The organism is Paraburkholderia jirisanensis (assembly GCF_054782355.1).
On the sequence record NZ_BAAGSQ010000033.1, the window covers coordinates 934,505 to 955,094 of the forward strand.

At 64.5% G+C, this 20,590-nt stretch carries 16 protein-coding genes; 3 read left to right on the forward strand and 13 right to left on the reverse strand.

Annotation, left to right across the window (positions count from 1 at the left end; translation table 11 throughout):
• Window positions 1–178 precede the first annotated feature (178 nt).
• Window positions 179–949, forward strand: coding sequence for an IclR family transcriptional regulator (locus ACYVNQ_RS36200; protein WP_460910322.1), 771 nt, complete (start codon window positions 179–181; stop codon window positions 947–949).
• 156 nt (window positions 950–1,105) lie between these two features.
• Here the strand turns inward: ACYVNQ_RS36200 and ACYVNQ_RS36205 are convergent, their stop codons facing one another.
• From ACYVNQ_RS36205 to ACYVNQ_RS36225, 5 genes are all read right to left on the reverse strand, one after another.
• Entirely contained in the window at window positions 1,106–1,372 is a 267-nt protein-coding gene (locus tag ACYVNQ_RS36205) for a fucose-binding lectin (protein ID WP_460910324.1), read from the reverse strand.
• A gap of 236 nt (window positions 1,373–1,608) precedes the next feature.
• Window positions 1,609–3,012 (reverse strand): MFS transporter, encoded by a 1,404-nt coding sequence (locus ACYVNQ_RS36210; protein WP_460910326.1) that lies wholly within the window; start codon window positions 3,010–3,012, stop codon window positions 1,609–1,611.
• The gene (locus ACYVNQ_RS36215) at window positions 3,013–3,780 is read right to left on the reverse strand and encodes a class II aldolase/adducin family protein (protein WP_460910328.1); all 768 of its coding nucleotides are present in this window, start codon (window positions 3,778–3,780) and stop codon (window positions 3,013–3,015) included.
• Window positions 3,781–3,963: 183 nt separating this feature from the next.
• Window positions 3,964–5,130 carry a porin gene (locus ACYVNQ_RS36220; RefSeq protein WP_460910330.1) on the reverse strand — a complete coding sequence of 389 codons (1,167 nt, stop codon included), beginning with the start codon at window positions 5,128–5,130 and terminating at the stop codon, window positions 3,964–3,966.
• A gap of 168 nt (window positions 5,131–5,298) precedes the next feature.
• Entirely contained in the window at window positions 5,299–6,732 is a 1,434-nt protein-coding gene (locus ACYVNQ_RS36225; RefSeq protein WP_460910332.1) for an MFS transporter, read from the reverse strand.
• Window positions 6,733–7,219: 487 nt separating this feature from the next.
• Between ACYVNQ_RS36225 and ACYVNQ_RS36230 the strand changes: the two genes are divergently transcribed.
• Window positions 7,220–8,146 carry a LysR family transcriptional regulator gene (locus ACYVNQ_RS36230; RefSeq protein WP_460910334.1) on the forward strand — a complete coding sequence of 309 codons (927 nt, stop codon included), beginning with the start codon at window positions 7,220–7,222 and terminating at the stop codon, window positions 8,144–8,146.
• 142 nt (window positions 8,147–8,288) lie between these two features.
• Here the strand turns inward: ACYVNQ_RS36230 and ACYVNQ_RS36235 are convergent, their stop codons facing one another.
• The 7 genes from ACYVNQ_RS36235 to ACYVNQ_RS36265 form a co-directional block, all read right to left on the reverse strand.
• The gene (locus tag ACYVNQ_RS36235; RefSeq protein ID WP_460910336.1) at window positions 8,289–9,680 is read right to left on the reverse strand and encodes an MFS transporter; all 1,392 of its coding nucleotides are present in this window, start codon (window positions 9,678–9,680) and stop codon (window positions 8,289–8,291) included.
• Between the two features lie 131 nt (window positions 9,681–9,811).
• Window positions 9,812–11,179, reverse strand: a complete 1,368-nt coding sequence (locus ACYVNQ_RS36240) for an MmgE/PrpD family protein (RefSeq protein ID WP_460910338.1) — start codon at window positions 11,177–11,179, stop codon at window positions 9,812–9,814.
• The gene (locus tag ACYVNQ_RS36245; RefSeq protein ID WP_460910340.1) at window positions 11,176–12,084 is read right to left on the reverse strand and encodes an NAD(P)-dependent oxidoreductase; all 909 of its coding nucleotides are present in this window, start codon (window positions 12,082–12,084) and stop codon (window positions 11,176–11,178) included. The genes ACYVNQ_RS36240 and ACYVNQ_RS36245 overlap by 4 nt, the downstream gene beginning before the upstream one ends.
• Window positions 12,085–12,425: 341 nt before the next feature.
• Window positions 12,426–13,499: an esterase gene (locus ACYVNQ_RS36250; protein WP_460910342.1), complete on the reverse strand. Its 1,074-nt coding sequence runs from the start codon at window positions 13,497–13,499 to the stop codon at window positions 12,426–12,428.
• A gap of 112 nt (window positions 13,500–13,611) precedes the next feature.
• Window positions 13,612–14,346, reverse strand: coding sequence for an SDR family NAD(P)-dependent oxidoreductase (locus ACYVNQ_RS36255; RefSeq protein ID WP_460910344.1), 735 nt, complete (start codon window positions 14,344–14,346; stop codon window positions 13,612–13,614).
• 40 nt (window positions 14,347–14,386) lie between these two features.
• Entirely contained in the window at window positions 14,387–15,697 is a 1,311-nt protein-coding gene (locus tag ACYVNQ_RS36260; protein WP_460910347.1) for an MFS transporter, read from the reverse strand.
• A 96-nt stretch (window positions 15,698–15,793) separates the two neighbouring features.
• On the reverse strand, window positions 15,794–16,291 hold the full coding sequence (locus ACYVNQ_RS36265) for a 2,4'-dihydroxyacetophenone dioxygenase family protein (RefSeq protein WP_460911243.1): 498 nt from the start codon (window positions 16,289–16,291) through the stop codon (window positions 15,794–15,796).
• Window positions 16,292–16,835: 544 nt separating this feature from the next.
• Here ACYVNQ_RS36265 and ACYVNQ_RS36270 point away from each other — a divergent pair.
• The gene (locus tag ACYVNQ_RS36270) at window positions 16,836–18,794 is read left to right on the forward strand and encodes an NHL repeat-containing protein (protein WP_460910349.1); all 1,959 of its coding nucleotides are present in this window, start codon (window positions 16,836–16,838) and stop codon (window positions 18,792–18,794) included.
• A gap of 72 nt (window positions 18,795–18,866) precedes the next feature.
• On the opposite strand, the gene ACYVNQ_RS36275 is transcribed toward ACYVNQ_RS36270, so the two are convergent.
• On the reverse strand, window positions 18,867–20,405 hold the full coding sequence (locus ACYVNQ_RS36275) for a methyl-accepting chemotaxis protein (RefSeq protein ID WP_460911245.1): 1,539 nt from the start codon (window positions 20,403–20,405) through the stop codon (window positions 18,867–18,869).
• Window positions 20,406–20,590 lie beyond the last annotated feature (185 nt).

Here is a 20,590-nt window from a genome sequence, read left to right on the forward strand (position 1 = left end):
CTGCGGCGCAACAGCGCGCGTCTGCCGCGGAATAGTCGGGGTACAATGGCCGCCAACCGGCTCGTGACGTAATCCAACACTGCGGGATGAGCGTGCCTCTGGTTGGCCGCCCGTTCCGCGCTCGACGCAACAGGCCCGCCGGTCGCCGCGCGCCGCCCTCCCGAATGAACCCACGGGCATGCCAGAAGCAAACTCGCAAAGCAGTCTCGAAAGAATGATCTCCGTGCTGGATCTGATCGAAGCCAGCAGCAGCGGCCTCACCTTCGACCAGATGCTCGACGCACTGAAGCTCACCCGCTCCACGCTGTATCGCTACGTGAAGATCCTGTCCGAAGCGGGCCTGATCACGTCGCTATCCGATCTCGGCTATACGCTCGGGCCGCGCGTCGCCGAGCTCGACTACAAGATGCGCACGCAAGACCCGCTGATCGTCGCGAGCATTCCGATCATGGCCGAGCTCGCGCGCGCGGTGCCCGGCGTGGTGCTGCTGTGCCGCCGCTATCGCGACAAGGTGCTGTGCGTGCATCAGGAAGGGTCGAGCCCGTCGTTCAGCAGCGGCTACGAGCGCGGCCGCGACCGGCCGCTGCTGATGGGCGCGGCCTCGCGCATCATCCTCGCGCATATGCATACGCGGGCGATTTCGCGGCTTTATGCGGAGCGCGGCACGGAGTTCGGCGAAGCCGGGCTCGGCACCTCGCTCGCGCAGGTGCGCGCGGCGCTCGCGCAGATCCGCCAGCGCGGCTGGGATGCGAGCGAAGGCCAGGTGACACCGGGCGTGACCGGCATCGCGGCGCCGGTGTTCGACGGCGAGGGAACGGTAGTGGGCAGCCTGAGCATCACGCTCGGCAAGGCATCGATGAAAACCGACGAGATTGCGCGCATCGCGGAACGCGTGACGTTCTGTGCGGGGATCGTCAATAACGCGATTTCGCGCGGCGCTGGGACTTGAAGCAAACGCGGAAAAATTCGACGCAATACGAATAGCGAATAACAAATAACGAATTCGTATTGCGCCGGATTAGCATACGGAATTTTAATTACCCCGCCTGAATCGCTCTGCCTGAATTGCTCCGCTTGAATTGCTCCGCATTACGCCGGCATGCAGTTATGCGCCGCTGTAGGCGCCCCTGTTCCAGCCTTCGCCATCCCAGCACCACTCGGTGGTCGTCGTACCGGCAGTTGCATAAACGCGGATGTGAATCGTGCTTCCAACCAGCCAGCATGTTGCGGAGACATTGTCGCCGGCCTGGCTGAAAGCGCCCGTGTACCAGCCCTTTCCATCGTAGCAGCGCTCGGTGATCTTGTTGCCATTGGCAGTGTAGACACGGATGTACGGGGAGGTGGTTCCCCATGAAACGGCAGCAGTTTCCATTTTCAACTCCGAATTGAATGAAGTGGCGAAATGAAGCCTGCGACGATCGCAATATATGTGTCATCGCGGTAAAGCCAATTCATATTAGCAATTCGTCTGCGCGAAATACCTACCAGTTCTTGCAGTGAAATATGACAACTGCCGCCGACCATGAGGGCAGCATATTGATTAATTAATGCCCTATAGCTTTGGCATGAAGATTAAATCCGAGACCAGACCAGGGCGCGCACTGCGCCTCAATGCGGAATCGACTCCGCGCCGGCATGCCCATCATCGCCCGCATGACGCTCTTGCGCCCGTCCCTTCGGCGTAAAGCGGTCACGCGCCAGCGGCCGCAAGATCAGCGCAGCGACTGCGCCGACCGCGAGCGGCACCAGCGGCGCGCAAAACAGCACGCGCAACGGCAGCTGCATATGGATCAACTGCCCACCGATCAGCGGCCCGACGATCGCCCCCACCCGCCCGACACCGAGCGCCCAGCCCGTGCCGTTCGCGCGAATCGCGGTTGGATAGCTCAGGCCGACCACCGAGTTCATCCCCAGCTGATTGCCGAGCACCGTGATGCCGACCAGAAACACCGCGAACTTCAGCATCACCGGCGCCGAGCTTTGCACACCGAGCCACGCCACCGCCGGGCACGCCAGCAGCATGAACACCGCAACGATGCCCAGCCCGCCGCGGTCGAGCGCATAGGCCACCGCCAGCCCGCCCACGACCCCACCGAAGTAATACATCGACGCCGTGAGCGCCGCCTGCGACGGCGACAGCCCGGCGCTATGCAGCAGCGTCGGCATCCAGCTGTTCAGGAAGAAGTTGGTCATCAGGTTGGTGATCATCAGCGTCCAGACCAGCGGCGTGATCCAGCGCAGCTTGCCGGCAAACAGCAGCCGCAGCGTAAAGCGCTGTTCGAGCTGATGCGCGATCACGAAGTTCGAGCGCTCGGGAATCGTTAGTTCGGGGCGCATCCGGCGGGCGAGTTCGACCAGTTTCGGACTGGCCGGATCGCGCACCGCCAGAAACTTCATCGACTCCGGCAGCCACAGCAGATTCACCAGCGCAGCGACGATCGGCAGCACCCCGCCGACGATAAACAGCAGATGCCACGACGCCTGCGGCGCGAGCGCCGCGACCACCGCCGGCACCGTGCCGCCCAGCGTGATGCCCATGAACATCAGCGTGATCAGCATCGCGCGGGCGCGCGCCGGCGCGTATTCGGCCATCAGCGCGATCGTGTTGGCCGGCAGGCCGCCGAGACCAATGCCGGTGCAAAAGCGCAGCATCGCGAGCGTGACCAGCGAATGCGCACCGGCAGTAGCCAGCGAGAACACGCCGCACATCGTCGCGCACAGAATGATCGCGATGCGCCGGCCGAAACGGTCGCCGACGAAGCCGAAGATCGGCGCGCCGAACATCATGCCGAACAGACTCGCACTGAACACCGGTGCGAGCATCGAGCGCTCGATATGCCAGTCGCGCGCGATGCCGACCGCGGCATACGCGGCGGCCGCCAGATCGTAACCATCGCCGATCTGGCATAGAAAACCGAGCACCATGATGCCGATCAGAAAGCGCCCGATGCGCTGTTCGTCGACCAGTTGCGCCACGCGGATCATGCGCGGCTCGAGCGTCGTGTCGCGCATTCACAGGCTCCATTGCGGTTGCAACAGGCCCAGCGCGCGAGCCCGGCCGACGTAGTAGATCCACAGCTTGGCGATGTGCTTGTCGCGCTTCAGGTCCTGCTCGAACAGCGCGATCTCTTCGTCGGTGAGCGGCAGCAGCCGGCCGAGGAGCGCGGCGTCGTACATCGCCACCGCGTTCTCGACGAAGTGCACGCAGTCGATCAGCACGCCCGGCACGCTCTCGGCCACCACCACCTGGCCATGCGCGCGAATCAGCGCCGCGTGATGCACGCCGAGCGTCTGCGCAAGCGCGCGGCCGCGCTCCGCGCTGTTCACGTGGCTCGGATTGGCGTGCACCGGAATGCCCGACGCCCAGCGCACCGCGTGGTTCTTGATCGGCATCAGTTGCGGGCCGTCGGCGAGCGTGAATACGGTGGTGCGGTCGTGATGGAAATGCGCGACCGCATTGACATCGGGCCGCGCGCGCAGGATCTCGCCGTGCAGAAACACTTCGGCTGGCGGACGCTGCCCGGCCGGCCCGGACAGCATGCGGCCATCGTAATCGCAGACCAGCAGCACTTCGGGCGTCAGCGCCGCGCGGCTCTGATCGAACGACTGGATCAGAAAGCCGCGCTCGCCCGGCAGACGCGCGCTGACGTGGCCGCTGTAGCCGAGAATGCCGAGTTCGTTGAGCATCAGCGTGCAGGCGGCGACCTGCTCGCGCAGGCGTTGCTCGATTGCCGGGTCGCTATGGGCGGCCGCGGCTTCGGGCCGGGCGATCGTGTTCATCGTCTCTCTCCAGGAATTCGTTTCAGCAGGATTTTATAATAAAATCCGACAATGTGGGAATTTATAAACTTACAGAATGGCGTCATCGCGTGGAACATGCCTTAAACATAGGGTTTTTTCTAATTTCCCTTGCTCATCCATCAATCTCGCAATGTGACAAATAAGATGACCAAAACCCGTTGATCAGAACCGGTGCCGTATGCCGATGTTGACCTCGACCTGGTTCTGCGTCGTCGACGCCGTGAGCCCGGTAATGTCCGCGCGCGCCGCATGACCGGTCGAATCGGTGCCGGCCGCGTGCTGCCATAGCGTGGTCAGATACAGGTCGGTGCGCTTGGACAGGATGTAGTCGGCGCCGAACGAATACTGGTTGTACAGCGAATCGTTGAGCTCGCCGCCCTTCGTATAGTTGTAGCCCGCCTCCAGCACGAAGGCCGGCGTCACGAACCAGAGCGCGTTCAGCTCCACGTCGTGGAAGCTCGCGCTCTGGCCGCGTCGGTAGATGTTCGGGATACCCGGCTGCGCGCCGAGATCGTCGAACTGGATGTTCGAGTAGATCGCCGCGATCTTCACCGGCCCGAACGAATACTGGCCGCCCGCCGCGAAAATCTTCTGGCTCTGCGCGGACGCATAGCCGGAATACGTCAGGTTGGTCATGTTCGACGCGGTGGTGCTGCCGGTCTGCGTATCGCCGAAAAACGAGAAGTTCGGATCGCGAATATTCAGGTAGCCGATGCCGAGCGCGAGCGGCCCCCGGTTGTAGCCCGCGCCCACCGACCAGATCCGGTTGCGCTCGAACTGCCCCGGCACGCCGCCGAAGCTGTACATGCCGCCGAACGAGAAGCCCGCGTATTTGACGCTCTCGTATTTGATCGAGTTGTTGGTGCGGTTGGTGCCGTGCAGGTTGTCGAGGTCGCCGGGGTGGTTGCCGCGATCCCCCGCCCACTGCGACGCGATGCCGAACTTGCCGACGAAGTCGCCGACCGAGTCGTACTGCCGTCCGAGCGTCACGCGGCCGTACGGGCTCGCGATCCCCACGTAAGCCTGGCGGCCGAAGAAGGTATTGCCCTGGGTGACGGTGCCGTTCAGTGCGTTGAAGCCGTCCTCGAGCTGGAACACGGCGCGCATGCCGCCGCCCAGATCTTCGGAACCGAGCAGGCCCCAGCGGCTGCCCTGCACGTTGTTGGTCGTCGCGCTGACCAGCGACTTGCCGCCCGAGTTGTTGATATAGCTGAGGCCGTTGTCGATCGTGCCGTACAGCGTCACGCTGCTTTGCGCGTACAGCGAAGCCGATAGCAGCGGTGACGAAAGCGTGCCGGCGAGCACGGCGAGGCTGAGAGACTTTTTCATTTTTGCTGGCGTGGGTCGAAGTGGACTGGCGGAAAGGTCAAACGGAAAGCGAAGCGCGTGGCGCACACGAAGCTGCGCCCCGTGATGCAGGGAACGGCGTGACAGCAACGGCGCGACGGCGGCGCGTGGTTCAGCCGACGGGCGGCGCGGGGGCGTCGAAAGTTCGGCTCATGGCTGGGTAGCGCTGGCGGCGTCGGATGTGCCGGACGCGCCCGGGCCACTCACGTCGGCGTTCATGGCGGCCGCTTCACTACCGCGCGCGGCCAGCGTCCCGACACCGAGCAGCAGCACGGCTAACGCGGCCAGCGCACCCGCCGTGGCGGCACCGAAGAACACCGGCGGCACGCCCGCCTGCAGCGACAGCAACGCGCTTCCCACCAGCGGCCCCGCCACCGACCCAAAGCGCCCGATGCCGGATGCCCAGCCCATGCCGGTGCTGCGGATCGCGGCCGGATAGCACTGCGCGCCCAGCGCATTCACCCCGGATTGCCCGCCCACCACACAGAATCCCGCGACGAAGATCGCCGCGAACAGCAGCGCCGAACCGGCGTGCACGGCGAGGCCGATGCCCGCCATCGCCAGCGCGCCGACCATGAAGTTGATCAGCAGCACGCGCGCGACCGCGGCGCGCCGCGTCAGCCAGCCGAGCAGCACGGTGGCCGGAATACCGCCCGACTGCAGCACGGCGCTCGCGATCAGCGCGGTCTTGAGCGGTAGACCCGCCTGCTTGAGCAAGGTAGGAAGCCAGTTCGACAGAAAGTACAGGTCGAGCAGATTCGCGAAATTCAGCAGCCACAGCAGCAGCGTGGCCGGCGCGAAGCCGTGGCGAAACAGGATGGTCCAGCGCGGCGCGGACGTGGGTGTCGCATCGCGCCCTGCACGCTCACTGAACCACACCACCGGCGCAAGCTGCGGATTGCGCGACAGCCCACGGGCGATGCGCAGCGTACGCGGATACGGCGCCGCCTCATGCGCCGCGACGAACTGGATCGATTCCGGCAGCCACAGCAGCAGCGCCAGCGCACCGAGCAGCGACGCGCCTCCCGCCAGCGTGAAGACGGTCTGCCAGCCGAACTGCGGCACCACCCACGACGCGATCGTGCCGCCGCCCGCCGCGCCGCACACGAAGCCGAGCGACATCAGCATCACGATGTTCGAGCGCTGCCGCGCGGGACTGAATTCCGTCGTGACTGCGAGCGCAGTAGGCAGCAGCGTGCCGAGCCCAAGACCGGTAACGAAACGCGCGGCGAGCAGCTGGCCAACCGTATGCGCGCCAGCCGTCGCATACATCAGCACCCCGCAGAACGCCAGCGCGCCGACCAGCACCGGCCGCCGGCCGACGCGATCGGCCAGCATGCCGAGCCCGAGCGCGCCGAGCAGCATGCCGAACAGGCTCGCGCTGAACACCGGCCCGAGGCTCGCAGCGGACAGCTGCAGCGAGTCGCGCAAGGCCGGCGCGACGTAGCCCATCGCCTGCGCGTCGAAGCCATCGAACATCAGGCATAGCGCGCACAGCACGAACACGCGGCCGTGGTAGCGGGCAAGCGGCTGGGCGTCCACAAAAGCCTCTACGCCAAGCCTTTCGGGGGAAGTCTGCGGCAAGGTTTGTCTCCGGATCTGGACTGAGGTACGCCGGGCCACTTCACCCGTGATCCTCTTTTTTCTCATTATACGAGACTTATGTTTACTTTCAACGCAAAAAAATTTCTCACGAACTGCGGCGCCAATAGCCGACCCAGCGCCGCGCCAGTACGCGTACACCGCGTCGATATGCCATTGGATACGGCGCCATGCGGGTATTTCCCTACTGGAATGCCGAATCGCAGTAACGCATCAGCACTCGCAGTGCGTAATCAGTCCGCGCCCCACACGAACATCAATCTCGCTTTATAAGACTTACATCACACCGCCGACAGCGATGCAAATTCCGTACACTTCAGCTTCACGCCATCGCCCACCGCACTCCGCACCCGGCGCCGCGGCGGCGAACCACGCCCTGCCGCACCGGCGGCCAGCGATGAAACGCATAATCTCCACCACACGCCCGCGCCAATGCACGCGAGGCCTAAAAAAACATGGAGACAAGGCGATGGAACTGCGGCAGTTGCAGTACTTTCTTGCGGTCGTCGAGGCCGGCACGCTGTCGCGCGCGGCGATTGCGCTGGCGATCAGCCAGCCGGTGTTGAGCCGTCAGATCAAGGCGCTCGAGGATGAGATGGGCAGCCCGCTGCTACACCGCACCGGGCGCGGCGTCGTGCCAAGCGAAGCGGGACGCGTGCTCGAACAGCACGCGCGCAGGGTCATCGAAGAAGTTGGGGAAGCAACCGTCGGCATCCGCGCGCTGGGCGAGGCGCCCAACGAACGCGTCGTGCTCGGCATGCCGCCGTCGCTCGCCGCGGTGCTGACCACGCCGCTCGTCCAGCAGTTCCGCAGCGAATTGCCGGAAGCGTCGCTGGGCATCGTCGAAGCGTTCAGCGGACACATGCTCGAATGGCTGATGGGCGGCATGGTCGACGTCGCGGTGCTGTACAACGCGCCGCGACTGCGCACGCTGAGCACCGATCCGCTCGTCACCGACGAAATCTTTCTGCTCGGTCCCGCGTCGGATCCGGCGCACGTCGGCCGCGGCCCGGTGCCGGCCACCCGGCTCGCCGAGCTGCCGATGATCCTGCCGACCCGCCCGCACGGCCTGCGCGTATTGCTCGACCAGGTACTCGCGAAAGCCGGGCTCGCCGCGCGCGCGCAACTCGAGATCAATGCGATGCCGTCGACGCTCAGCCTCGTCGAGGCCGGCGTCGGCTACACGATCCTGTCGTATTCGTGCGTGCATCAGCAGGTCGCGGCGCGGCGCATCCGTTGCTGGCGTATCGCGCCGCCTACGCTGACGCGTTCGCTGGTGATGGCCACCTCGACGCAGCGGCCGGTCACGCAGGTCGCGCGCCGGCTGATGCGGATGGTGCACCGGCAGATCGACCGGCTGGTCGATAACGGCGAGTGGGCGCCGGCCGGTATTTGATAGAGGCGAAGACACGCTACGCGAGACGCGAGACGCGAAGCATGATGCGCGCGGCGCCGGTGCGAAGCACGACGCGGCGCCGCACACCTGCGCAATGCGAACGCCGCGCGGCAGGCCCGCGCGACGCCAGCACTAACAAGCGCTAGCGCGTCGCCCGTGCCTGCTGCAGCGACTCCACCGGCAGCGCATTGCCTTGCTCGAGCGTCTGCGCATGCACCTCCTCCAGCGAGCGCAAGCGTGTCTCCACGCCGAGCACGATCAGCACCACGGCGAGCAGCAAGAAGAACCCCGCCATCAGCGACACCACCCCAAGCAGCCCGCCGAGCGAAAACACGGATACCACCAGATACGGCACACCGACATTCGCGAGCCGTCCCAGCGCATTGCACAGCCCCATGCCGCGCAACCGCAAACGCGTCGGAAACAGCTCCGGCGTATAAGCCGCGAGCCCCAGCGCCGATATCACATAGATGCACACCGTCACCGCGAAGCCGACGCAGGCAATCGCCAGCATGCCCGTGACGAACGGATACAGCATGCCGACCGCCGCGCCGATCAGCGAGAACACCACCAGCCCCCACTTGCGCCCTACCCGCTCGGCAATTGCAAACGCGATCAGCGAACCGACCGGGCCGCCGGCGAACATCGCGGAAGTCATCAGCAGCGAGTGCGAGATGTCGAAGCCGCGCTTGATGAGAAAAGTCGGCACCCACGAAACGAACGCGTACATCACCGAGAAGCCGACCACCACCGTCACGATGCCGACCACCGTGCGGCCGATCTGCCCGCGCGCAAACAGTTCGGAAAGACGCCCGCGATCCGGTTCGGCCTCGGCGACCAGTGCCGGGTCGAAGCGACGGGTGCTACGCGCTTCGATGGCGCGCATCACCGCATCGGCCTCGTCGTGCCGCCCGACCGACGCGAGCCAGCGCGGCGACTCCGGCATCGACTTGCGCAGATACCAGATCACCAGCGCGCCTACACCGGGAATCACGAACATCCAGCGCCAGCCGAGATACGGAATCACCACATAGCTCGCCATCGACGAAACGAACAGCGACATGTTCGTGATCAGGTTCAGCATCGACGCATAGCGGCCGCGCGCATGCGCCGGCATGAACTCGACCAGCGTGCTGTAGCCGACCACGATTTCCGCGCCGAGCCCGAGCCCCATCACGAAGCGGAAAAAGATCAGCCAGTCCATCGAAGGTGCGAGCGCGGCCGCGATCGAACCGATCCCGAACACCAGCAGGTTGAACTGATACGAAAAGCGCCGCCCGAAGCGATCGCCGAGAATGCCGGCCATCCATGCGCCGATCGTCAGGCCCGCGAAGCCGAACGAGATGAATACCGCGTTGCGATGAATGTCCGACACGCCGTCGTGCACCAGCGCGCCGAGCACACCGCCCGCGAGATAGTTGTCGAATGCATCGAAGAACATGCCGCCGCCGATCAGCGCGAGCAGGTGCCGGTGGAACGGACCGATCGCGAGTGCATCGAGCCGCTGCCCGATGCCGGGTTGCCTCGAGTACATGGTGTCTCCTTGTGATGTCTTTTTTTGTCGATCTTTTCGTGCGTTTCGGCGTTACGCCGCGTGCGCCTCTATCGCACGCGGCGGCCTGCTCGGTGCAGCCTGCTCGGTGCAGCCTGCTCAGTGCAGCCCGCTCAGTGCGGCGGTACGGCGGCGTCGATCAGCGTGCGGGCGTCTTCCAGACGCTCGACGCCCCAGCACAACTCGACCACCCGCTGTGCGGCGGCCGGGCTCAGCACTTCGGTCTGTCCGTACAGCTTCGCTTCGAGCTCGGCATCGCTCATCGGCCGCGCCAGGTTACCGAGCGACTGCTCGAGCAACATGTGCAGCACGCGGCCGTCGGCGAGGCGCACTTCGACATCTACAGCGTCTTCGCTGATACGCGCATCGCCGAGCGCTTCGGTGAGGTTGCGCAGACGCACCAGCGCCGGATCGCGCACCGCTTCGTCGGTGAAGTCGGCCAGGCCCGCGCGGCCACGCGCGAGTCCGATCGCCGCGCCGTGATAGATCGAGAACTTGCCTTCGAGCCCGGTTTCGATGTGCTGCTTGTTGCACAGATCCTTCACGAGCGGCGCGACGGTCAGGCGCACGGCAACGATCTGTTCGGCGCTCAACGCATGTTCGCGTTGCAGCTGGATGCAGGCATCGATGGTCGGATGCGTGACGATGCCGCAAGGAAACGGCTTGTACGTATTGCGCAGCAGCTCGAAGGTCTCGCAAAAGCCGTCGGTGACTTTCGCCAGATCAAACGACGCGCACGTGACCGGTGCGAAACCACGCGGCCCTTCGAGGCCGTGCGTGCCCGCCGTGAAGCCGCGTTCGGCGAGCAGCACGGCCGTGTAGCCGCCTTGCGCGGCACGGCCCGGATGAAACGACTTCGCCATCGAGCCGAACATCTCGCGCAAGCCCGACGACTGCGTAGCCGCGAGCCCGAGCGCATGCGTCATCTGCTCCGCCGACAAGCCGCGCAGCAAACCAGTTGCAGCCGCCGCGCCGAACACGCCGATCGAGCCGGTGCTATGCCAGCCCGCCGCGTAGTGCGCGGGATAAGTGGCCGTGCCGATCCGCGAACTCACTTCGAAGCCGACGATAAACGCATGCAGAAAGTCCGCACCGCTCACCGGATGGCAGCTCGCATACGCGAACAACGCCGACGCGACCGGCGAACTGTTGTGAATGTAGTTGTCGGGCGTCGTATCGTCGTAATCGTGCACGTGCGAACTGATGCCGTTCAGCAGCGCAGCGAACAGCGGATCGAAGCGCTCGGGGCGGCCGATCACTTGCGCTAGCGGCTGGCCCGCATACGGCCCGAGCGCTTCGAGCGCGATCTCGAACGCCGGATGACGGCAGCCGCCCAGCGCACAGCCGACAATGTTCAGCAGCGCGCGTTTGCCTTCGTGCACGACGTTTGGCGGCAGCGCATCGAAGCGGCTGCCGACAATGCGCGCCGCCAGTTCGCGCGTCAGGTTTTCAGGTACCGCAGGTTGATTGCGTGCGTTCATGAGCGGTGAATCTCCACGCCGGCGAGCCGTTCGCTAAGCTGCGCGACCGCGGTATGGTCGGTCTTCGGCCCAAGCATGGCTGCGGCACCGCCCCACAGATCGCGGCACAGCGAAGCGAACGGCGTGCTGACGCCACGCTGGCGCCCGATGTCGAGGGCGATTACGAGGTCCTTCACCATCAGTTCGATCGAGAAGCCGGAGTCGAAGCCGCGCGAGATCACGTACTGCTTGAATTTCTTCTGCGTGCTGTTGTTGACGCCGGTCGATGCGTTCAGGATGTCGACCATGTTGTCCGGATCGATGCCGAAGCGGGTGCCGATCAACAGCGCCTCGATGCCGATCAGAAAGCCGCCGGCCGACACAAGGTTGTTCAGCGATTTCATCGCGTGGCCCGAGCCAATCGGCCCGGTGAACATCACACTGCCCATCGCGTTGAGCACCGGCAGCATGTCGTCGATGGCGGCACGCTCGCCGCCCGCCATGATGGTCAGCTCGCCCGAGGTTGCGCGCGGCACACCACCGGACACCGGCGCATCGAACAGACTCACGCCTTGTGCGGCAAGCCGCTCGGCGAACGCCACCGTCGCATCCGGACGGCCGGAGGTCATGTCGATCACCGTGGTGCCTTTGCGCATCGTCGACGCAAGGCCACCTCTTGCGAACAGCACCTGCTCGACCACGTCGCTATTCGGCAGGATCTGGATGATCACATCGCAGCGCGCGCCGATCGCCGCGAGCGAATCGAGATCGACGCCGCCGATCTCGTTCAGAAAACGCGTGCGCTGTTCGGTTCGCACGTCGTACGGTGCCACGCTATAGCCCGCTTTCGCAAGGCATGCGGCCATCGGCCAGCCCATTGCGCCAAGACCGATAAAGCCGATGGTCGGCGTGCTTCGTGATTCCATCGATGTCACCTCGTTGTCTCTTCAGGATTGCCGTGGAACGGCATTGCGCCGCGCAGCGTGCGCGGCGATCGGAAGCTGAGGTTCATCATAGGCACGCGCCGCTGTGGCGGACTGTTCGGTTTGCGCATACCAGACCCGCTGGTTTGCACATAGCGGCACGTGGGAAGGAAGGTTGCGCCGCAGCGATAGAGGGCGCAGAGAGAGCGTTGAGAAGTGCGACGAACGCGACGAACGGGCGATGCGCAGCGTGTCGCACTGCATCAGGTAATGGATAACAGACTGCTTGCGCGGCTGCCGGAAATTCTGATGCTTAACCTGCTCCGGCCGCCGCGCTGCTTGCTTTATGAACCCGCGGTCATGGTCGGCGTACCGACGTGCGTGCCGATCCAGTTGAGAATCCAGTCCGCCACCTGCAGGCTATTGCGGTCCTGCATCATCATGTGCGTGTTGCCGTGGATGCCGACGTCCGGCAGCAGCACGAGTTGCACATGTCCGCCCGCATGTGTAGCCGCCTCGACAAAAGCCCGGCATGCCTTGAGCCGCGGTGCCCAGCGCGGCGACAGGTCCACGTAGTCGCCGAACAGCACCAGAATCGGCATCTTCGTGTACGGCGTCAGATCCGCAGTAGCAGATGGGCACTCGGCCGGCTCGATCGCGACAATGCCGGCAATCCCCTGCGTGCTAAGCGCTGCCGTCTGGAACGGATAGATGCCCGCTTGCGAATGGCTGATCAGCACCGTGCCGTGCAGCTTCTGCGCCAGTTGCGACAGCGCGGGCACGGTCGGGTTCGGCGTCGGCAGCGAAGCAATCCAGTCGGGCACCATCTGTTGCCACAGGCCGCTTTGCGCGTCGAGCGGAAACTGCTCGCCGGGAAAACGCTGCGGATACTCCGGGCCGAAACGGAAGATCGCCCACGCCGCTTCATGCGATGCCGCAAACAGACCCGGTAATTGCGAAACCGGCGCCTTGCCGAGTTTCACTGCGTTGACCGTCTCGATGTCGGGCGCCGAACGGCCGCGATCCGCCTGGTCGATCACGTAGGTCGGAAAGCCGTGCCGCACGAAGTATTCGTCCCAGCCCATGCGGCCGTCGGGTGTCGTCTCCCATGTCTTGCCGGTCAGACAGCAGCCGTGAATCAGCGTCAGCGACAACGGCTTCGCGTGAGTCGGCACCTGGTAGTGCACGTACATCTGGTCGACCGTCACGGTCCCGGCGTTCGCATAGTTCGGCACGGTGGATAGCGTGTCCGAATGCACGTCGCGGCCGCCAACGAAGAAACTGCCCTGCTGCGCGATCGACAACGGTCCGGACAATGCGTCGGCGGAATCGGTGGACCCCGTCGCACAGCCGCCGATTGCAACCGCCGCCGCGCATAGGCAAAGGCCGCGCAGCGCGGCAGCGAAACTGGCTTTCATTAATCTTCCTCCATTTATTGTCAGTCGAATGATCGACAGTCCCGACGATAGCATCGGGCCTGGACGAAGAAAAATTGAAAGGATCGGATGGCTGCCGACTGTATCTGCGGGTTCAGGCAACCAGATACCCGCCGTCGACCGGCAGCACCACACCCGTGATGAACGCGGCCGCCGGCGAGCATAGAAATGCGACTGCGCCGCCGATATCGCCGGGCGTACCCCAGCGGTTCAGCGGCGTGCGCTCGAGAATCGCGCGCGTGCGTTCCGCGTCGTCCTGCAGCGCCTGCGTGAGCGGCGTTGCGATCCAGCCCGGCGCGACCGCATTGACGCGAATGCGCTCCGCGGCATACGCAGCGGCAAGCGACTTCGTCAGTTGCGCGACGCCGCCTTTGCTCGCGCTGTAACCTGGCACCAGCGCGCCGCCGAAGAAACTGAGCATCGAAGCCGTGTTGACGATCGCGCCGCCGCTCGCGCGCAACAGCGGCCGCGCTGCCGCGCATGTGCGCATCGTGCCGGTCAGGTTCACGTCGAGCACCTGCGCGAACACTTCGGGGTCGTGCTCCGCGCCGGCGCGGCGGATCACGCCCGCGCAATTCACCAGCACGTCGAGCGATGCCAGCGCAGCGAAGCATGCCTCGACCTGCGGCTGCGATGCGACATCGAGCGCGACTGTATCGATACCGTCGGCCGCGAGTTCGCTGCGCTGCGCATCGGTAGGTGCAAGCCCCGCCGCAATCACGCGCGCGCCGAGCGCCGCGAACTGCCGCGCGATGCCCGCGCCGATGCCTTGCGTGCCGCCGGTCACGACAACCGACTTGCCGGCAAACAGATCATGCTGAAACGTCATCACGTAGGTCGCTTTTTATCGCGCGGCTATGCCGCATTCATCAATGGGTAACGCCGGCTTGCGCCACCACACCGGCTTCTTCCCGCTCGGCAATCGGCACCCGCACGACGAACATGTACACCAGCGCCGCCGCAAACGACACCCCCGCGCTGATCAGAAACGCATCGACGAACGAATGCGTGCGATCGACCACCACGCCGGTGATGAACGGCGCGAACGATCCGCCGAAGTAACCGCCAAAGTTCTGGATGCTGCCCAGCGATGCCACCAGATGACGCGGCGCGGCCACCGCGACCAGCGCCCACGCAGCGCCACTCGCGAGATTGACGAAGTACATCGCCGCCGACAGATAGACGATCGCGAGTGTCAGGTTCGGCGTATACGCAGCCGGCACGGTAAACACCGCTGCGCCGATCAGCCCGGTGCAGATCGGCCATTTGCGGCTGCGCATACGCGCCATGCCGCGCGCCATCAGACCATCGGCCACGAAGCCGCTCGACAGCATGCCGAGCGTGCCGAACACATACGGAATCGACACCACCCAGCCGGTCTTTGCGATCGTCAGATGCCGCTCGTGCTCGAGATACGCGGGCAGCCACGTGACATACAGCCACGTCATATAGATCACGCCCATAAAGCCGAAGATCATGCCCCACGTGGTGGGCAATGCGAACAGCCCGCGCCATTCGGCGAAGGTCATCTTGCGTTCGGCGCGCGCAAGCGGCTCTTCTTCGGTCAGATGCTTCACTTCATCCGCATCGAGCACCACGTCGGCGCGATTGCGGTAGATCAGATACCAGCCGATCGCCACCGCAATGCCGAGCACGCCCATCACGACGAACATCCAGCGCCAGCCAAATGCGAGCAGCAGCACGGTCAGGATCGGCGGGGCCAGCGCCGGGCCGATGGTCGACGACATCACGTAAATGCCGATCGGCCGGCCGCGTTCGCGCAGCGCATACCATTCGCTGACGACCTTCGCGCCGGCTGGAAACTGCGGTGCCTCGCCGATGCCAAGCGCAATGCGCGCCGCGAGAAATTGCGGCAGCGTATGCACGAGACCGCCGCACAGTTGCGCGCACGACCACACGAACATGCCGAGCCCGAGCATCACGCGCGCGCCGAAGCGGTCGAGCAGCACGCCCACCGGCAACTGCGAAAACGCATACGCAAACGAAAACGCCGACAGCAGCAGCCCCATCTGCGAAGCGGATAGACCGAGTTCGCCGCTCACCGAGTGATTGGCGATCGACAGCGTGCTGCGGTCCAGATAGTTGACGATGCCCGCGAGCGTCAGGAATGCGACCGCGATCCATTGGATGCGCCGCAGGCGCGGCGATTTCGCTTGCATGTTTGTCTCCTGCGTTGTTGTTCGCTTTTTATGCGCTGCCACTCACGCTCGTGCTCCTGTGCGCGGCCACTGCTCATCTAACGCTTTGTCTGACGCCTATCTGACGAACTGGTCGACGTAGTCCGCGCCGAGCCCAACGCTCGCGTAGTGCGCGCGGCACATGTCGAGCTTGGTGAACACGTCTTCGTAGCCGGTGTAGTTGCCGTGCGGATCGCAGTAGTACATCACGCCGTTCACCTGGAAGTACGTGATCATTTCTTCGACGTCTTCGGGCACATACAGCGTATGCGTTTCGCCGGGCGGCTCGAATACGTAGCTGCCTTCGCGCGCTTCCCAGTCGTGCTCGAGATAGCGCCAGCGGCCCTTGAGCACCATGCCGTGCACCGCCTGCGGATGACGATGCCGGCTCAACACGCCGGAACGCCGCACACGCAGCAGGTTCATCCAGTAACCGGTGGAGACGTTCAGACACAGCGGCCGAAACCACACGTTATCGGCTTGCGGCACCCACAACCGCTCGTCTTCGGGAATCGCGGATGCCACCACGATTTCGCGCTGCGCTTCGCGTGGCTGGGGAAGCTGATAAGGCGTCATCGCATCGGCCGCGTTTTTAGCCGCGCTTTTAGCCGCGCTGGCGGTCGGTTCGGCAGGCGCCGTCATGGTCATCGCATCTCCGGATTGTCCATATTGTGGATCGGTAACGCTTATCGCGGACAGCTTTGCCGGCGCATAGTCGGCTCGATCGGCGCACCTGTCAAGCCGCGCCGCACCGCACCGATGCATGTGTGCGCGAACCTCCACGCGGCACACGGATTGCGACGCCACGTTTAAATCTGCTATTCGAAAATACATAAAAAATAAGTTCCAGTTGCTTCAACTCTTTATGTCGTTCCTTTTCTTTATTCATTTCGCATCGATTGCGCCGACTCATGCCGAACATGCCTTACTCCTGGGCCAGAATAATTTCTCCGCTCATGCATCTTTTTGTGAGGCACCATCTAAATGTCTCGAAAAATGCCGAACATAAGCCATATCGGTATTCAGTTCCAATTCGAGACTTTTTACCACCCCGCCGTTATTCACCTCGCCTTCTTCCGATTCTCTGCAGGCCGCCCGGCCGTTCAGGAGCACCAGGGCTATGAAACGACTCAGCACCGCACTTCTCACCGCCGCGCTATGCGCAGTCATCGCACCGTCCAGCCACGCGCAATACACCACCGACTGGTTAGCCAACACGCATGGCACCGACAGCACGCACATAGGCAACACCGCTCGCTCGATGTGGATCGCATCCGACGGCACGATCTACACCGCATCGTTGTGGGACGAGATCTATGGCGGCGTGACCGTCTACCGCAACAACCAGGTCGCGAGTTCGATCGGCCTTCACAATGACTTCCAGGGCAGCGCGATCACCGGCAACTCGACGTCGATCTTCGCGGCGATGCAGTACAGCCGGGTGTTCGGCAGCGGCGCGGTGGGCCGCTACAACCGCACCACCCAAACCCAGGACGTGCTGATTCCGGTCAGCGCCGCCACCAACGTGCAGCGCGGCGATGTGATCACCGGCCTCGCGGCGACCGACACGCTGCTCTATGCAAGCGACCTGCCCGGCAACCGGGTGCGGCTCTACACCACGGCCGGCGTCTGGCAACGCGATATTCCGGTGCAAGGCCCGGGTGCGCTCGCGCTCGACGCCGCCGGCAACCTGTGGGTCGCGCAAAAGGATCTCGGTACGATCAGCGAGTTCAGCCCGGCCGGCGCGCCGATGAACACGATCCAGATGTCCGCCGGCGCCCATCCGTCCGCGCTGTATTTCGATGCGTCGACCGGGCAACTGATGGCCGGCGACCAGGGCCCGGACATGAACATCAAGATCTACAACATCGCCGGTGCGCCGGTGCAGGTCGGCACCTTCGGGGTGCAAGGCGGCTTTCTCGATACGACCAGCGGCACCAAAGGCCAGGTCGGCGACAAGCGCTTTACGCGAGTGGTGGGTATCGGCAAGGATGCCGCAGGCAATCTGTATGTATTGAACAACCCGTGGGGCGGCAGCTGGGATCTGGGCCGCGACGGCGGCACCGACATTCACGAGTACAACCCGGCCGGCACGCTACTGACGCAGTTGCAGTCGCTGAACTTCGAAGGCAATGCGGCGCCGGACCCGGCTACCGACGGCATGCTGTTTTACGGCGGCAGCAACATTTACAGCGGCACGGCGGGCGGCACCTTTGTGGGGAACACGGTGGACCCGATCACCTATCCGAACGATCCGCGCCTGAACCTGAACAACATCGAGCGCGACACCCACTTCGCGCAACTGGCCGCAGTCGGGCCGACGCGGATTCTCGCTGCGTCCGGACAGAACCCCGCGGCGTTCTACATGTTCCACATGAACCCGGCGACCGGTTATATCGCAGTGCCCGATGCGACGCTGCCGGGGCCCGCATTCGCTACCACGCGGCCGGTAACGGGCGGCTTCTGTCTGGATAGCACCGGCAGTGTCTGGGCCGGCCTCGACCGCACCAATCAGATCTATCACTACCCGCTCGCCGGTGTCGATGCGAACGGCGCACCGACCTGGGCCGCGCCGGTCACCGCGTCGATCCCGATGTCGATCCGGCCGCTGGTACGCATCGTCTACCTGCCGGAAAGCGACACGATGATCCTCGCGCAAGGCATTATCGGCAGCGCCGACTGGACCTCGATGGGCAGTCGCATCGAGGTGTATCACGGCTGGCTGGCCGGCAACCACACGATGCCGAACCCGGTGGTCACGTTCGGCACCAACATTCCGAAGTCGATCGCGGCGGCGGGCAACTACCTGTTCGTCGGTTACGGCACGTCGCCGAATCTCGACGCGTTCAATCTGACCACCGGCGCAGTCGATATGACGCTCGCCAATACCAATCCGGCGCAAATGAACCTTGGCACCAATGTCGATTCGATCTATAGCGTGCGCGCGTTTCTGCGCTCGACCGGCGAGTATGTGGTGACGCGCGACAACTACAACGATTCGAGCGTCGACGTTTATCACTGGACGCCGGGCACCGCGGCCGTGGCGACGACTGCAGCGGCAGCGGCTACGGCACACTGATGGCGAGGCACTGACGGCGGCAGCGCCGTCAGTGCGCTGCGGCTTGTATTGCGCGGGCCGCGCAGCGCGCGGCTACGCCACCGCCACATCGAGCTGGAACGCACGCACCGCGCCATTCAGATGCGCGCCCTGGTCCTCGAGCGAGCGCGCTGCCGCGGCCGCCTGTTCGACCAGCGCCGCATTCTGCTGGGTCACGTCGTCCATCTGCATGATGGCGCGGTTGACCTGCTCGATGCCGCGGCTTTGCTCCGCCGAAGCCAGCGCGATCGCGCCGATCACGTGCGCCACCTCGTCGACCGCTTGCGTGACGCGCGCGATCGTCGCCCCCGCTTCTCCGGCAAGCGCCGACCCAGCGTGAATCCGCTCCACCGACAACACGATCAGTTCACGGATTTCCTTCGCGGCGCTCGACGCTTTCTGCGCGAGACTGCGCACTTCGCCGGCTACCACCGCAAAGCCGCGCCCCTGCTCGCCGGCACGCGCCGCCTCGACCGCGGCGTTCAGCGCGAGAATGTTGGTCTGAAACGCGATCCCTTCGATGATGCCGGTGATCTGCGCGATGCGTTCCGAACTGCTGTCGATCTCACCCATCGTGTCGGCCACCCGGCCCACCACATCGCGCCCCTGTCGCGCGAGCGCGGCCGCATCGCGGGTCAGCGCGCTCGCCTGCTGCGCGCTATGCGCGTTCTGCTGAACCGCGGTGGTCAACTCTTCCATGCTCGATGCCGTTTCTTCCAGCGAAGCCGCCTGCTCTTCGGTGCGCGCGGACAGATCGGCATTGCCGGAGGCGATCTGCGTGGCGGCCATCGCAACCGAATCGCTGGATTGGCGCACCGTGCACAGCACCGCGTTGACGCGCTCGACCAACTGGTTGAACGCCGCAGCGGTCTGCCCGATCTCATCGTTTCGCTCGACCGGCACACGCAGCGACAGATCGAGCGAATCGCTGACCTGTTGCAGCGCATGCTGCAGGCCGCCCAGCCCGCGCCGGATCCGGTTGAACAGCTGCATGGCCAGCACGCCGGTCAGTACGAACACGGCCGCCGCGCTCAGCACGAGCGTCCACAGTGCGGTGCGCGACGAGCGTTCGCCTTGCGCGCCGAGTTCGACCGCCCGGGCGATGTTGTAGTCGGTCTGGTCCTTCAGGCCTTTGACGACCGCCGCCGTGGCCGGCGTCAGCGGCACGAGTGCGGCATCGATTTCGGCCTCGCTCGCGGCGCCCGCGGTCTGCTGCAGGAACTTCGTCTGCGCCGCACGGTATGTGACGAGATTGGCCTGATCCGCGTCCAGCAGCGCGTGGTCCTTGTCGTCGAGCTGGTGATCGGCTGCGTAGCGCTCGAGGATTGCGTCGAGGCGGCGGTGCGAATCGTCGATGCGCTGTTCGCGCAGCTGCCGTTGCTGCGGGTTCGACGTCAGCACGCGCGACAGCGTGGCGGCGCGCAGCTCCGACATTTGTGCGGTCGCTTCGGCAAGATCCACCAGCGCCGGAATCGTATTCGCCTCGACGTACGCATAGCGCGCCTGCGAGCGCAGCAGTTGCCAGATGCCGTAGCTGGTTACCGATACCAGGGCCAGCAGCGCAACCGTCAAGGTCAGCGCCATGTTTCTCACGATCGTCAAGGTATTCCCCGGGCACTTGTTCAGGCGAAGGCCACTGCATTCAGTGCAGCTGGATTCTTCCTGAATTTTCTTTTGAAAGACGCATTACACGCCTATGATCTGTTCTGCGATGTAACAACGCGGCTGAATCGTCGCTTCGCCGCAGCATTGCAAGCCGACAACTATGGTCCGCGTCA

What these genes read in the sequence shown, in the direction of transcription:
- ACYVNQ_RS36200 (WP_460910322.1), top strand. Translation starts at nt 179, where the DNA reads ATGCCAGAAGCAAACTCGCAAAGCAGTCTCGAAAGAATGATCTCCGTG.
- ACYVNQ_RS36205 (WP_460910324.1), bottom strand. Translation starts at nt 1,372, where the DNA reads ATGGAAACTGCTGCCGTTTCATGGGGAACCACCTCCCCGTACATCCGT.
- ACYVNQ_RS36210 (WP_460910326.1), bottom strand. Translation starts at nt 3,012, where the DNA reads ATGCGCGACACGACGCTCGAGCCGCGCATGATCCGCGTGGCGCAACTG.
- ACYVNQ_RS36215 (WP_460910328.1), bottom strand. Translation starts at nt 3,780, where the DNA reads ATGAACACGATCGCCCGGCCCGAAGCCGCGGCCGCCCATAGCGACCCG.
- ACYVNQ_RS36220 (WP_460910330.1), bottom strand. Translation starts at nt 5,130, where the DNA reads ATGAAAAAGTCTCTCAGCCTCGCCGTGCTCGCCGGCACGCTTTCGTCA.
- ACYVNQ_RS36230 (WP_460910334.1), top strand. Translation starts at nt 7,220, where the DNA reads ATGGAACTGCGGCAGTTGCAGTACTTTCTTGCGGTCGTCGAGGCCGGC.
- ACYVNQ_RS36235 (WP_460910336.1), bottom strand. Translation starts at nt 9,680, where the DNA reads ATGTACTCGAGGCAACCCGGCATCGGGCAGCGGCTCGATGCACTCGCG.
- ACYVNQ_RS36240 (WP_460910338.1), bottom strand. Translation starts at nt 11,179, where the DNA reads ATGAACGCACGCAATCAACCTGCGGTACCTGAAAACCTGACGCGCGAA.
- ACYVNQ_RS36245 (WP_460910340.1), bottom strand. Translation starts at nt 12,084, where the DNA reads ATGGAATCACGAAGCACGCCGACCATCGGCTTTATCGGTCTTGGCGCA.
- ACYVNQ_RS36250 (WP_460910342.1), bottom strand. Translation starts at nt 13,499, where the DNA reads ATGAAAGCCAGTTTCGCTGCCGCGCTGCGCGGCCTTTGCCTATGCGCG.
- ACYVNQ_RS36255 (WP_460910344.1), bottom strand. Translation starts at nt 14,346, where the DNA reads ATGACGTTTCAGCATGATCTGTTTGCCGGCAAGTCGGTTGTCGTGACC.
- ACYVNQ_RS36260 (WP_460910347.1), bottom strand. Translation starts at nt 15,697, where the DNA reads ATGCAAGCGAAATCGCCGCGCCTGCGGCGCATCCAATGGATCGCGGTC.
- ACYVNQ_RS36265 (WP_460911243.1), bottom strand. Translation starts at nt 16,291, where the DNA reads ATGACGCCTTATCAGCTTCCCCAGCCACGCGAAGCGCAGCGCGAAATC.
- ACYVNQ_RS36270 (WP_460910349.1), top strand. Translation starts at nt 16,836, where the DNA reads ATGAAACGACTCAGCACCGCACTTCTCACCGCCGCGCTATGCGCAGTC.